The organism is Streptomyces sp. WAC03905, from assembly GCF_057371075.1.
The window spans coordinates 4,220,050-4,233,502 of the sequence record NZ_JBXYDZ010000003.1 but is presented as its reverse complement, the minus strand read 5'-3'; the positions used below and the strand labels follow the sequence as shown (position 1 = coordinate 4,233,502).

General features: G+C 70.3%; 11 protein-coding genes. 8 read left to right on the top strand and 3 right to left on the bottom strand.

Annotation, left to right across the window (positions count from 1 at the left end):
* Positions 1 to 74: 74 nt before the first annotated feature.
* On the bottom strand, positions 75 to 1,892 hold the full coding sequence (locus AC2RP6_RS21675) for a bifunctional metallophosphatase/5'-nucleotidase (protein ID WP_486447681.1): 1,818 nt from the start codon (positions 1,890 to 1,892) through the stop codon (positions 75 to 77).
* A gap of 170 nt (positions 1,893 to 2,062) precedes the next feature.
* Between AC2RP6_RS21675 and mshD the strand changes: the two genes are divergently transcribed.
* The 7 genes from mshD to pstB all read left to right on the top strand — a co-directional run bounded on the left by mshD (position 2,063) and on the right by pstB (position 11,041).
* Entirely contained in the window at positions 2,063 to 2,989 is a 927-nt protein-coding gene (gene mshD, locus AC2RP6_RS21670; RefSeq protein WP_486447680.1) for a mycothiol synthase, read from the top strand.
* Positions 2,990 to 3,305: 316 nt separating this feature from the next.
* Entirely contained in the window at positions 3,306 to 5,684 is a 2,379-nt protein-coding gene (locus AC2RP6_RS21665) for an RNA degradosome polyphosphate kinase (protein ID WP_486447679.1), read from the top strand.
* Positions 5,665 to 6,636, top strand: a complete 972-nt coding sequence (locus AC2RP6_RS21660; protein WP_486447678.1) for a CHAD domain-containing protein — start codon at positions 5,665 to 5,667, stop codon at positions 6,634 to 6,636. Before AC2RP6_RS21665 ends, AC2RP6_RS21660 begins: the two co-directional genes overlap by 20 nt.
* 251 nt (positions 6,637 to 6,887) lie before the next feature.
* Positions 6,888 to 8,024, top strand: a complete 1,137-nt coding sequence (gene pstS, locus AC2RP6_RS21655) for a phosphate ABC transporter substrate-binding protein PstS (protein WP_486447677.1) — start codon at positions 6,888 to 6,890, stop codon at positions 8,022 to 8,024.
* Positions 8,025 to 8,163: 139 nt separating this feature from the next.
* Complete coding sequence (pstC, locus tag AC2RP6_RS21650) at positions 8,164 to 9,153, top strand: phosphate ABC transporter permease subunit PstC (protein ID WP_486447676.1); 990 nt, start codon at positions 8,164 to 8,166, stop codon at positions 9,151 to 9,153.
* Positions 9,153 to 10,235 carry a phosphate ABC transporter permease PstA gene (gene pstA, locus AC2RP6_RS21645; RefSeq protein WP_486447675.1) on the top strand — a complete coding sequence of 361 codons (1,083 nt, stop codon included), beginning with the start codon at positions 9,153 to 9,155 and terminating at the stop codon, positions 10,233 to 10,235. The genes pstC and pstA overlap by 1 nt, the downstream gene beginning before the upstream one ends.
* 29 nt (positions 10,236 to 10,264) lie before the next feature.
* Complete coding sequence (pstB, locus tag AC2RP6_RS21640) at positions 10,265 to 11,041, top strand: phosphate ABC transporter ATP-binding protein PstB (protein ID WP_486447674.1); 777 nt, start codon at positions 10,265 to 10,267, stop codon at positions 11,039 to 11,041.
* 127 nt (positions 11,042 to 11,168) lie between these two features.
* Here pstB and AC2RP6_RS21635 read toward each other — a convergent pair whose 3' ends face one another.
* A complete protein-coding gene (locus AC2RP6_RS21635; protein WP_486447673.1) occupies positions 11,169 to 12,167 on the bottom strand; it encodes an inorganic phosphate transporter in 999 nt (332 codons plus the stop codon).
* A gap of 5 nt (positions 12,168 to 12,172) precedes the next feature.
* The gene (locus AC2RP6_RS21630; protein ID WP_028797706.1) at positions 12,173 to 12,793 is read right to left on the bottom strand and encodes a DUF47 domain-containing protein; all 621 of its coding nucleotides are present in this window, start codon (positions 12,791 to 12,793) and stop codon (positions 12,173 to 12,175) included.
* Positions 12,794 to 12,991: 198 nt separating this feature from the next.
* Between AC2RP6_RS21630 and AC2RP6_RS21625 the strand changes: the two genes are divergently transcribed.
* Positions 12,992 to 13,354 carry a metal-sensitive transcriptional regulator gene (locus AC2RP6_RS21625; protein ID WP_486447672.1) on the top strand — a complete coding sequence of 121 codons (363 nt, stop codon included), beginning with the start codon at positions 12,992 to 12,994 and terminating at the stop codon, positions 13,352 to 13,354.
* The last annotated feature ends 99 nt before the right edge of the window (positions 13,355 to 13,453 follow it).

Sequence of the window (13,453 nt, the reverse complement as noted above, 5' to 3'; positions counted from 1 at the left end):
AACGCCGGAGGGGCGGCGGGCCGACCGGCCCACCGCCCCTCCGGGCGCGCTCTGCGCGGGTGTTGCTCCGGGTGCTACTTGATGACGGTGATCCGGTTCGCCGCCGGCGGGGCGATCGGCGCGGACGCCGAGGAGTTGTTCGTCAGGTAGGCGTTGAAGCAGTCCAGGTCGGACGCGCCGACCAGCTTGTTCTTGTGCTCCTTCAGGACGGTGAAGCCGTCACCGCCGCCCGCGAGGAACTCGTTCATCGCGACCCGGTAGGTCTTCGCCGGGTCGATCGCGGCACCGTTGAGCCGGACCGAGTCCACGACGACGCGGTCCGCGCCCGCCTTCGTCATGTCGAGGGTGTACGTGAAGCCCTTCGACACCTGCAGGATCTTCGGGCTCGCCCCGTTGACCGGCCCGCTGACCTGCTGCTGCAGCGCGGTGATCAGCTGCGCGCCGGTCAGGTCCACGATGTTCATCATGTTGGTGAACGGCTGGACCGTGAAGGACTCGCCGTAGGTCACCACACCGTCGCCCTCGGCGCCCGAGGCCTTGTAGGCGAGGTCCGAGCGGATGCCGCCCGGGTTCATGATGGCCAGCTGCGCGCCGCCCTTGTCCGCCGGGGCGAGCGCCTCCAGCTGCGCGTCGGCGATCAGGTCGCCGAGCGGCTTCTCGAGCTCCGCCGAACCGCGGCCCGGGATGTCCGCCGAGATGAAGCCCTGCGGGCGGTTGGCGATCGGGGCGGCGAGGGCGTTCCAGCGACCGATCAGCTCGGTCATGTCCGGGGCCTTGGGCTGCTCCCGGGTGACGACCTTGTTGACGGGCTTGGGCGAGCTGACCGGCGTGCGGACGATGTCCTTGGTCTGCCGGTCGTAGGTGAGCGTGGTGTCCGTGAACAGACGGCCGATCGAGGCCGCCGAGGTCACCGCGCGCGGGTTGCCCGCCGGGTCGGGGATGTTGCAGGCGTAGGCCTGGTGGGTGTGGCCGGTGACCAGCGCGTCGACCTTGGCGTCGACGTTCTTGGCGATGTCCACGATCGCGCCCGAGATGCCGGCGCCGGCGCCCGGGACGTCACAGTCGTAGTTGTACGCGCCGTTCGCGGGCAGACCGCCCTCGTGGATCAGCGCGACGATCGACTTCACGCCCTGCTTGTTCAGCTCGGCGGCGTACTTGTTGATCGTCTCGATCTCGTCGCCGAACTTGAGGCCCTTGACGCCCTCGGCGGTCACGACGTCCGGAGTGCCCTCCAGGGTGACGCCGATGAAACCGATCTTGACGTCGCCCTTCTTCCACACGTAGGTGGGGGACATCAGGGGGCGCTTGGTCTTCTCGTCCGTGACGTTCGCCGCGAGGTACTGGAAGGTGGAGCCCGTGAACTCCTTGCCGAACTCGTAGCAGCCGTCGACCGGGTGGCAGCCGCCGTACGCCATGCGGCGCAGCTCGGTCTTGCCCTCGTCGAACTCGTGGTTGCCGACGCTGGAGACGTTCAGGCCCAGCTTGTTCAGCGCCTCGATGCTCGGCTCGTCGTGGAAGAGCCCGGACAGCATCGGGCTGCCGCCGATCATGTCGCCGGCCGCGGCGGTGACGGAGTACTCGTGGCCCTTGCGGGCCTCGCGCAGGCTGGTCGCGAGGTACTCGACCCCGCCCGCGGGTATGGCCTTGGTGGTGCCGTCGGCCTGACGTTCGGTCACGGTGCCGGAGGAGCCCTGCGGGGGCTCCAGGGTGCCGTGGAAGTCGTTGAACGACAGCATCTGCACGTCGACGGTCCGGCTCTTGGCCGCACCGCCACCACTCGCGGCACCGGCCGGCAGTGCGGCCGCGACCATCGCTCCGGCCCCGGCGGTGACGGCGAGGGCGGCGAAGGTCAACCGGCGGTTTCGGCGGTGCCGTTGTGGCGTCGCTGACATTTAGTCCCCTTTGTGGACAGCGATACTGCTTGGGAGGTCCGCCGAAGCCTAAGGTCAACGCGCGTAGCTCTACCAGGGGGTAACGGGTATCGCGTTGGTTACGCGCAGAAGAAGGACCGACCCCGCGCCCGCACTCCGCCCGGCGGCCGCGACGGTCGTAGGCTCGTTCCATGACTGACGCAAGCGCGGCCCGGGAGCCGGGACGGCAGATTCAGACCCTCGACGAGCTGACGGGGGAACAGGCCGACGCGGTCCTCGACCTGATCGAGGACGCGGCCCGGACGGACGGCACCACCGCCGTGTCCGAGCAGGGAAGGCTCCAGCTGCGCGGCGGGCCGCGCGCGGGGATCCGGCACTTCCTGCTCACCGACGGCGGCCGGCTCGCCGCGTACGGGCAACTGGAGGACACCGACCCGGTGGAGGCCCCGGCCGCCGAACTCGTCGTCCACCCCGCCCTGCGCGGCCGCGGCCACGGGCGCGCCATGGGCACGGCCCTGCTGGCCGCCTCCGGCAAGCGGCTGCGGGTCTGGGCCCACGGCGGCAAGTCCGCCGCCCGGCACCTCGCCCAGGTCCTCGGCCTGACCCTCTTCCGCGAGCTGCGCCAGCTGCGCCGGCCCCTGGCCGAGGGGGCGCCGCTGCCGGACCCGGTGCTCCCGCCGGGCGTGACCGTACGCAGCTTCCAGCCCGGTACCGACGACGCGGCCTGGCTCGCGGCGAACGCGGCCGCCTTCGCCCACCACCCCGAGCAGGGCTCGCTCACCCAGCGCGACCTCGACGACCGCGTCGCGCAGCCGTGGTTCGACGCCAAGGGCTTCTTCCTCGCCGAGCGCGACGGGGAGCTCGTCGGCTTCCACTGGACGAAGGTCCACGCGGAGCAGCAGCTGGGCGAGGTCTACGTGGTCGGCGTCCTGCCCGGCGCCCAGGGCGGCGGCCTCGGCAAGGCGCTCACCGCGATCGGCCTGCAGCACCTGGCGGCCCAGGGCCTGCCCACGGCCATGCTCTACGTCGACGCCGACAACCCGGCGGCCCTCGCCGTCTACGAGGGCCTCGGCTTCACCACCCACGAGGTCGACCTGATGTACCGCACGGAAAGCTGACGGCCCCGGCCCTCCGCCCTTCCGGCACCCGGCGCCTCATCCGGCCCCGCCGCCTCATTCAGCCCCGCCGGCATTGAGGCGCGGGGGCCGGGGCAGCGCCCCGGCGACGCCGCCGCACCAGCACGCACACCCCCCTGCCCGGGCACGATCCGCGCCCCCGGGAAGGACTCGTGCGCCAGCCGGAGCCGGGAAGCCATGCGCCATTAACCGGGCATTCAGAAGCGCTTGCGACTCTCCCCCAATGCAGCCCCGACTCCGACCGACGGCCGACACGTCCGACGCGCCTGTCCTGCCGCTTGCGCGGAAGAATGGAGTCATGAGCCACAAGCCCAGCGCCGGCCCCACCGAGGTCCCCGCCCAGCACCCGTCCCCCACGTCCGCGCCCGCCGCCGAGAAGGCCGGCAGGACCGGCGGCAGGTCCGCGGCCAAGGACACCGCCAAGGACACCGCCAAGGACACCGGGAAAGCCGCCGGCCAGGGCAACGGCACCGACCGGCCCGCCGCCCAGGCGCCCGTCGCCGCGGCCCACGCCCGCATAGGCTCCATCGCCGCGCACCGCCCGCACGCCGACTTCGACCCCGACCTCGACGCCGACCTGGACGCCTACGACGACAAGGACGGCGGGGAACTCCCCCCGAACCGCTTCCTCGACCGGGAGCGCAGCTGGCTCGCCTTCAACGAGCGGGTGCTGGAGCTGGCCGAGGACCCGACGACCCCGCTCCTGGAACGCGCCAACTTCCTGGCGATCTTCGCGAGCAACCTCGACGAGTTCTTCATGGTCCGCGTGGCCGGCCTCAAACGGCGCATCGCGACGGGTGTCGCCACCCGATCGGCCTCGGGCCTGCAGCCCCGCGAGGTGCTGGACCTCATCTGGACGCGCTCGCGCGAACTCATGGCCCGCCACGCCGCCTGCTTCCAGCAGGACATCTCCCCGGCCCTGGCCGAGGAGGGCGTCCACCTGATCCGCTGGCCCGACCTCACCGAGAAGGAGCAGGCCCGCCTCTTCACGCTGTTCCGGAACCAGATCTTCCCGGTGCTGACCCCGCTGGCCGTGGACCCCGCGCACCCCTTCCCGTACATCTCCGGCCTCTCCCTCAACCTGGCCGTCGTCGTGCGCAACCCCGTCAGCGGCCACCGCCACTTCGCCCGGGTCAAGGTCCCGCCGATCCTCTCCCGCTTCCTGGAGGCCTCCCCGCAGCGCTACGTCCCGCTGGAGGACGTCATCGCCGCGCACCTGGAGGAGCTGTTCCCGGGCATGGAGGTGCTCGCGCATCACATGTTCCGCGTGACCCGCAACGAGGACCTGGAGGTCGAGGAGGACGACGCGGAGAACCTCCTCCAGGCCCTGGAGAAGGAGCTCATGCGGCGCCGCTTCGGCCCGCCCGTGCGCCTGGAGGTCGAGGAGTCCATCGACCCCGGCGTCCTGGACCTCCTCGTGCAGGAGCTGAACGTCAACGCCTCCGAGGTGTACCCGCTGCCCGGGCCCCTGGACCTGACCGCCCTCTTCGGGATCGCCTCCCTGGACCGTCCCGAGCTCAAGTACCCGAAGTTCGTCGCCGGCACCCACCGGGACCTCGCCGAGGTCGAGTCCGCGCACGCCCCCGACATCTTCGCCGCCCTGCGCGAGCGCGACGTCCTGCTGCACCACCCGTACGACTCCTTCTCCACCTCGGTCCAGCGCTTCCTGGAGCAGGCCGCCGCCGACCCCGACGTCCTCGCCATCAAGCAGACGCTGTACCGCACCTCCGGCGACTCCCCGATCGTCGACGCCCTGATCGACGCCGCCGAATCCGGCAAGCAGGTCCTCGTCCTCGTCGAGATCAAGGCCCGCTTCGACGAGCAGGCCAACATCAAGTGGGCGCGCAAGCTGGAAGAGGCCGGCTGCCACGTCGTCTACGGACTCGTCGGCCTCAAGACCCACTGCAAGCTCTCCCTCGTCGTCCGCCAGGAGGGCGACCAGCTGCGCCGCTACGCCCACGTCGGCACCGGCAACTACCACCCCAAGACCGCACGCCTGTACGAGGACCTCGGCCTGCTCACCGCCGACCCGCAGGTCGGCGCGGACCTCTCCGACCTGTTCAACCGGCTGTCCGGCTACTCGCGCCGCGAGACCTACCGCCGGCTGATGGTCGCCCCCCGCTCACTGCGGGACGGCCTCATCGCGCGGATCGACAAGGAGGCCGCCCACCACCGGGCCGGCCGCCCCGCGTACGTGCGCCTGAAGATGAACTCGATCGTCGACGAGGCCCTCATCGACTCGCTCTACCGGGCCTCCCAGGCGGGAGTACCCGTCGACATCTGGGTGCGCGGCATCTGCGCCGTCCGCCCCGGCGTCCCCGGACTCTCGGACAACATCCGGGTCCGCTCGATCCTCGGCCGCTTCCTCGAACACTCCCGGGTCTTCGCCTTCGGCAACGGCGGCGAGCCGGAGGTGTGGATCGGCAGCGCCGACATGATGCACCGCAACCTCGACCGCCGTATCGAGGCACTGGTCAGGGTCGCCGACCCGGCCCACCGCGCGGCACTGGACCGGATGCTGGAAACCGGCATGTCCGACGCCACCTCCTCCTGGCACCTGGGCCCGGACGGCGAGTGGACCCGGCACAGCACGGACGCGGACGGCCAGCCGCTGCGGCACGTACAGGAGACGCTCATAGACGCCCGGAGGCGCCGGCGTGGCTCAGCCAAACCATGACCCAGCCGCGGACGCGGGTGACGTGCTCGCCACGTACCTGCGCTCGCAGGCCACGGCCTTCCTACGGGGGATGCGCCAGTACAGCGCGAGCGCCGCGAGCGGGGCCGACCCCGCCGAGAGCGGCGCCGCGGCGCGCGGCCTGCGGGGGGCCGCGCGCCGCATCAGCGGATCACTGGCCACCTTCCGCGGGGTGACCGAGACCTCCTGGGCCGACGGGCTGCGCACCGAGCTGGTGTGGCTGTCCTCGACCCTGGCCGACGAGCACGCCCACGCCGCCCGGCTGGCCCGGCTCATGGACGCACTGCACCGGCTGTCGGGCTCCCCCGAACTCCCGGCGCCCCGCGGCTCGGCCGGCGCGCTGACGGTGGGCTCGGCGCGCGCCGGCGCACTCCTGGACCGCCAGCTGACCCTCGCCCGTACGCGCGCCCACTCGGCCACCCTCCAGGCGCTCGGCTCGTCCCGCTTCCACGCGGTGGCGGACGCGGTGGCGGTGCTCGCCTCCGAGGTCCCGCTCGACGCCGCCGCGGCCCGCGGCCGGGTGCGGGAGGTCCTCGTGCCCCTGGCGGCCGTGGCCGAAACCCGACTGTCCGCCGCCGTCTCGGCGCTGCCGCCGGCCGGCGGCAGCGAAGCGGCGCCGAGCCCGTACGACGCGGACCACGACGGCCTCTGGCACGAGGTGCGCCGCCTCCTGCGCGTCCACCGGTACGCGCGGGAGGTCCTCGGCGAGGACGTGACCCTGGCGGCGGCCGCCGGTGAGGCCCTGGACCGCCACCGGGACGCCGCCGAGGCCGCGGCGGCCTCCGCCACGGCCGCCCGCACCCCCCGTATCGCCCCGGCGACGGCCTACGCCCTGGGCGTCCTGCACGCCGACCAGCGGCACGAGGTCGAAGCCGCCCGGACCGACTTCCAGCACCTGTGGCTGCGGGAACCCGCGGCGGTCACACCGAGGTAACGGCGGGACAACGGATGATGGAAAGTGTGCGCGGACGCCCCGGAACGCACCGGGTCGTCCGCCACGGTTCACCGTCCGTTCACTCGCTCCGGTCGGGTGCTTCACCTGTTCTGCCTAATTTCGGTCGTGCACGGAGACGGCGGCCCGCAGAGCGGGCGGCCGGACCGCGCGACCCGACGCAGTAGTCCTCTTCGCACGCCGCCCGGTACGAACGGAAAGCGGCCGGCGGCTTCTGGAAGGAACACCCGAAAGTGAAGCTTCAGCGCAAGAACATGCTTCGTGCCTCCGCCCTCGGTGCGCTTGTCGTGTCCGGCGCCCTGGTCCTCACGGCGTGCGGCTCGGACGACAACAGCAAGACCGGCGACGGCGCCACGAAGGCCGCCGCTCCGGCCGCCGGCGACATCAAGTGCGACGGCGCCAAGGGCAAGCTGCTCGCCTCCGGCTCCTCCGCGCAGAAGAACGCGGTCGACCTGTGGGTGAAGAACTACATGGCCGCCTGCTCCGGCGTCGAGGTCAACTACAAGTCGTCCTCCTCCGGTGAGGGCATCGTCGCCTTCAACCAGGGCACCGTCGGCTTCGCCGGCTCCGACTCGGCGCTGAAGCCGGAGCAGGTCGAGGAGTCGAAGAAGATCTGCACCGGCGGCCAGGGCATCGACCTGCCCATGGTCGGCGGCCCGATCGCCCTCGGCTTCAACGTCGCGGGTGTCGACAAGCTCAACCTCGACGCCGCCACGATCGCCAACATCTTCAACGACAAGATCAAGAAGTGGGACGACGAGGCGATCAAGAAGCTGAACCCCGGCGTCACGCTCCCCTCCACCGCGATCCAGCACTTCCACCGCTCCGAGGACTCCGGCACCACCGAGAACCTCGGCAAGTACCTCAAGGCCACCGCCGGTGACGCGTGGCCGTACGAGGCCGCGAAGAAGTGGCCGGCCCCGGGCGGCCTCGGCGCCTCCGGCTCCTCCGGTGTCGCGACCCAGGTCAAGCAGGTCGACGGTGCCATCGGCTACTTCGAGCTCTCCTACGCCAGCGCCCAGGGCATCAAGACGGTCGACCTGAACACGGGCGCCACCGCCCCGGTCAAGGCCACCGGCGAGAACGCCTCCAAGGCCATCGCCGCCGCCAAGATCGCCGGCACCGGCTCGGACCTCGCGCTCAAGCTCGACTACACCACCAAGGCCGAGGGCGCGTACCCGATCGTCCTGGTCACCTACGAGGTCGTCTGCGACAAGGGCAACAAGGCGGAGACCCTGCCCACCGTCAAGTCCTTCCTGAACTACACCGCGTCCGACGCGGGCCAGAAGATCCTCCTGGAGAACGGCTACGCGCCGATCCCCGCCGAGATCAACGCCAAGGTCCGCGAGGTCGTCAACTCGCTGAGCTAGTCCTGAGTTCCGGGCCCGGTCCGCCCCTCCCCCCGTCCGGGGACGGGGCGGGCCGGACCCGGAGACCCTTCCCCTCCACCCGGGGGAATCCGGTGCACCGCCGCCAGGGGGCCTGCCCCCCACACAGACCGGAAAGACCATGGCTTCCACCACACCCACCCAGATAGACACGGCTCCGCCCGTCTCCACGAGCACGAGGTCCACCGGCCGCGCCGGTGACAAGATCTTCGCGGGTCTCTCCAAGGGCTCCGGCATCCTGCTCCTGGTGATCATGGCGTCGATCGCCGTCTTCCTCACCTACCGCGCCTCGATCGCCCTGTCGAAGAACGAGGGCAACTTCCTCACCACCTTCGACTGGAACGCGTCCGCCAACCCGCCCGTCTTCGGCATCGCCGTCCTGCTCTTCGGCACCGTCGTCAGCTCGATCATCGCGATGGTCATCGCGGTTCCGATCGCCGTCGGCATCGCCCTGTTCATCTCGCACTACGCGCCGCGCAAGCTGGCCGCCCCCATCGCGTACGTCGTCGACCTGCTGGCCGCCGTGCCGTCGATCATCTACGGCATCTGGGGCGCCCTCTTCCTCGTCCCGCAGCTGGCGGGCCTGAACCTCTGGCTCGACGAGTACATGGGCTGGACCTACGTCTTCGACAAGACCCAGGTCGGCGTCGCGCGTTCGCTCTTCACCGTCGGCATCCTGCTCGCGATCATGATCCTGCCGATCGTGACCAGCGTCAGCCGCGAGGTATTCCTCCAGGTCCCGCGCATGAACGAGGAAGCCGCCCTGGCCCTCGGCGCGACCCGCTGGGAGGTCATCCGGATGTCCGTGCTGCCCTTCGGCCGCTCCGGCGTCATCTCCGCCTCGATGCTCGGCCTCGGCCGCGCGCTCGGCGAGACCATGGCCGTCGCCACCGTCCTCTCGCCGAGCTTCCTGATCTCCGGTCACATCCTCGACCCGGGCGGCGGCACGTTCGCGCAGAACATCGCCGCCAAGTTCGACGAGGCCAACGAGTTCGGCCGCGACGCGCTGATCGCCTCCGGTCTGGTCCTCTTCCTGCTCACCCTGCTGGTCAACGGTGCAGCTCGGCTGATCATCGCTCGCCGCAAGGACTTCTCGGGGGCGAACGCCTGATGAGCCACGCACTCCAGGACCACCGGCCCTCCAGGGCCCCCCGGTCCGCCGCCCCCACCAGCCTCACCCGGGGCGGCCTGCCCGGCTGGGCCCCGGCCGGCATCGCGGTCCTCTCGATCGCCCTCGGCAGCGGCATCGGCCTCGTCTTCGACCTCCACAGCAAGATCCAGTGGGGTCTGATCGCCGCCCTCCTCTTCGTCGCGATCACCTACACCGCCAGCGCGGTGGTCGAGAACCGCCGCCAGGCCAAGGACCGCATCGCGACCTCCGTCGTGTGGGTCTCCTTCGTCCTCGCCGTCATACCGCTGCTCTCGCTGATCTGGACCACGATCAGCCGCGGCATCGAGGTCTTCAGCGGCGACTTCCTCAGCCACTCGATGAACGGCGTGACCAGCTTCGAGGAGGGCGGCGGCGTCTACCACGCGCTGCTCGGCACCATCGAGCAGATCGCCCTGGCCACCCTGATCGCAGCCCCGATCGGCCTGCTGACCGCCGTCTACCTCGTCGAGTACGGCAAGGGCACGCTCGCCAAGGCCGTCACCTTCTTCGTCGACGTCATGACCGGCATCCCCTCCATCGTCGCGGGCCTGTTCATCCTCACGACCTGGAACCTGGCCCTCGGCTTCGGACCCTCCGGCTTCGCCGGCGCGATGGCCCTGTCGATCCTGATGATGCCCGTCGTCGTCCGCTCCACCGAGGAGATGCTCAAGCTCGTCCCGAACGAGCTGCGCGAGGCCGCTCTGGCCCTCGGTGTGCCGAAGTGGCGCGTGATCCTCAAGGTCGTCCTCCCCACCGCCATCGGCGGCATCGCCACCGGACTGATGCTGGCCGTCGCCCGCATCGCCGGCGAGACCGCCCCGATCATGCTGCTGGTCTTCGGCACCCAGCTGATCAACGGCAACCCCTTCGAAGGCGCCCAGTCCTCGCTCCCGCTCTACATTTGGGAGCAGTACAAGGTCGGCAGTGACGCCTCCTACGACCGGGCCTGGGCCGCAGCGCTGGTCCTGATCGCCTTCGTCATGATCCTCAATCTGGTGGCCCGCGGCATCGCCCGCTGGAAGGCCCCGAAGACCGGTCGCTGACGCGACTGTATGAAAGCGAAGTGACCCCCATGGCGAAGCGAATCGACGTCAGCGGACTGTCCGCCTTCTACGGCAACCACAAGGCCATCGACGACATCTCGATGACCGTCGAACCCCGCTCGGTGACGGCCTTCATCGGCCCCTCCGGCTGCGGCAAGTCCACCTTCCTGCGCACCCTCAACCGCATGCACGAGGTCACCCCCGGGGGCCGCGTCGAGGGCAAGGTCATGCTGGACGACGAGAACCTCTACGGCGCCGGCGTGGACCCCGTCGCGGTCCGCCGCACGGTCGGCATGGTCTTCCAGCGCCCGAACCCCTTCCCCACCATGTCGATCTTCGACAACGTGGCGGCGGGCCTGCGGCTGAACGGCAACTTCAAGAAGTCCGAGCTCGGCGACATCGTCGAGCGCTCCCTCCAGGGCGCCAACCTCTGGAACGAGGTCAAGGACCGCCTGAACAAGCCCGGCTCCGGCCTCTCCGGCGGCCAGCAGCAGCGTCTGTGCATCGCCCGCGCCATCGCGGTCGAGCCCCAGGTCCTGCTGATGGACGAGCCCTGCTCCGCCCTCGACCCGATCTCCACCCTGGCGATCGAGGACCTGATCGGCGAGCTGAAGGAGCGCTTCACGATCGTCATCGTGACGCACAACATGCAGCAGGCCGCCCGCGTCTCCGACCGCACCGCCTTCTTCAACCTCTCGGCGGTCGGCCGGCCCGGCAAGCTCATAGAGATCGACGACACGGACCGGATCTTCTCCAACCCGTCCGTGCAGGCGACCGAGGACTACATCTCGGGCCGCTTCGGCTAGGGCGAGATGTGCGAGACGTCCCGCGGTGCTGCATGGCGGTGCCACCGCGGGACGGAAGAAAGAAGAGGGCCGGCTCCCCCTGGGTGGGGGGAGCCGGCCCGCTTTCGTCGCGCTGCGTCCGGTACCGCTAGCCGAAGGCCAGGTTCACGATCCAGAAGCTGACCGCCGCCACCAGCGCCGCGGCCGGCATCGTGATGAACCAGCCCAGGATGATGTTCTTCGCGACGCCCCAGCGCACCGCGTTCACGCGCTTCGTCGCACCCACGCCCATGATCGCCGAGGTGATCACGTGCGTGGTGGAGATCGGCGCGTGGAAGAGGTAGGCCGAGCCGAACATGATCGACGCACCGGTGGTCTCCGCCGCGAAGCCCTGCGGCGGGTCCAGCTCGATGATCTTGCGGCCGAGCGTCCGCATGATGCGCCAGCCGCCCGCGTACGTACCCAGCGACAGCATCACGGCGCACACGATCTTGACCCAGACCGGGATCGGGTCGTCGGCGGTCTGGACGTCGGCGATGACCAGCGCCATCACGACGATGCCCATCGTCTTCTGCGCGTCCTGGAGGCCGTGGCCGAGCGCCATGGCCGCGGCCGAGACGGTCTGCGCGATGCGGAAGCCGTGCTTGGCCTTGTGCGGGTTGGCACGGCGGAACATCCACAGGATGACCACCATCACCAGGAAACCGGCGACCAGGCCGACGACCGGCGAGGCGAACATCGGGATGACGACCTTGTCGACCACGCCCGACCAGATGACCTCCGTACCGCCGGCCAGCGCCGCACCCACCATGCCGCCGAAGAGCGCGTGGGAGGAGGACGAGGGCAGACCGAAGTACCAGGTGATCAGGTTCCAGACGATCGCGCCGACCAGCGCCGCGAAGAGGATCCACATGCCCGTGGAGCCCGTGGGCGTCTCGATCAGGCCGCTGCTGACCGTCTTGGCCACCCCGCTGCCCAGGAAGGCGCCCGCGAGGTTCATCACGGCCGCCATCGCGAGCGCCGCACGCGGGGTCAGGGCCCGTGTGGAGACGGACGTGGCGATCGCGTTCGCGGAGTCGTGAAAACCGTTCGTATACGTGAAACCGAGCGCGACACCGATGGTCACGACCAGAGCGAAGGTGTCCACGAGGTTCAGGACTCCTTGACCGCGATGGTCTCCACCGTGTTCGCGACGTGCTCGAACGCGTCGGCCGCCTCTTCGAGCACGTCGACGATCTGCTTGAGCTTCAGCACCTCGATGGCGTCGTACTTGCCGTTGAACAGGTGCGCGAGCAGCTTGCGGTGGATCTGGTCGGCCTGGTTCTCCAGGCGGTTGACCTCGATCCAGTACTCGGTGAGGTTGTCCATCGTCCGCAGGTGCGGCATCGCCTCGGCGGTCAGCTCGGCCGCCCGCGCCAGCACCTCGATCTGCTGCTCGACGCCCTTGGGGAGCTCCTCCACGTTGTAGAGGACGACCAGGTCGACGGCCTCCTCCATGAAGTCCATGATGTCGTCGAGCGACGACGCCAGGGAGTAAATGTCCTCGCGGTCGAACGGCGTGATGAAGGAGGAGTTCAGCTGGTGGAAGATCGCGTGGGTCGCGTCGTCCCCCGCGTGCTCCGCCGCCCGCATCCGTTCCGCGATCTCGGCCCGGGCGGACGAGTCCGCTCCGAGCAGTTCCATCAGGAGCTTGGAGCCCGTGACGATGTTGTCCGCGGATGCGGCGAACATGTCGTAGAAGCTCGTCTCCCTGGGGGTCAGACGAAATCGCACGTGAGGTCCTCGGGGTGCATTGGATTCGGTCAGGCTGATGCTAGGCGCATCCCCCGGCCACGGCTAACCGGCGGTTCCCCAGTGTCCTCCATCAGGCAGAGTGAGGAACACGGGCCCCTGCCTCTCGGGCGCGAGCCCGGTACCCTATACCCATGAGGGGTATGCATTCCCCTCGCTCGTTCGACCACGGGAGGACGCATGACGACCATCGAGGCGGAGGGCACCGGAGCCGGAGCGGGCACTGCGGCCGCCCCCGACACCTCCCACGACGGCGGCGCCGTCCACGGCTACCACCACCAGAAGGACGAGCACCTCAAGCGGCTGCGCCGGATCGAGGGCCAGATCCGCGGCCTCCAGCGGCTCGTCGACGAGGACGTCTACTGCATCGACATACTCACCCAGGTCTCGGCGAGCACGAAGGCCCTCCAGTCCTTCGCGCTCCAGCTGCTGGAGGAGCACCTGCGCCACTGCGTCGCCGACGCCGCGGTCAAGGGCGGCGCCGAGATCGACGCCAAGGTCGAGGAGGCCTCCAAGGCCATCGCCCGGCTCCTGCGCACCTGAGCCGCCCGGCCCCGCCCGCCCGCCCGCGGCGGGCGGGAGCCCGGGGGTGTCTCGGCAGGACACCCCCTGGGCCCTGTCGTCAAAGTTGCACCTGGCCCG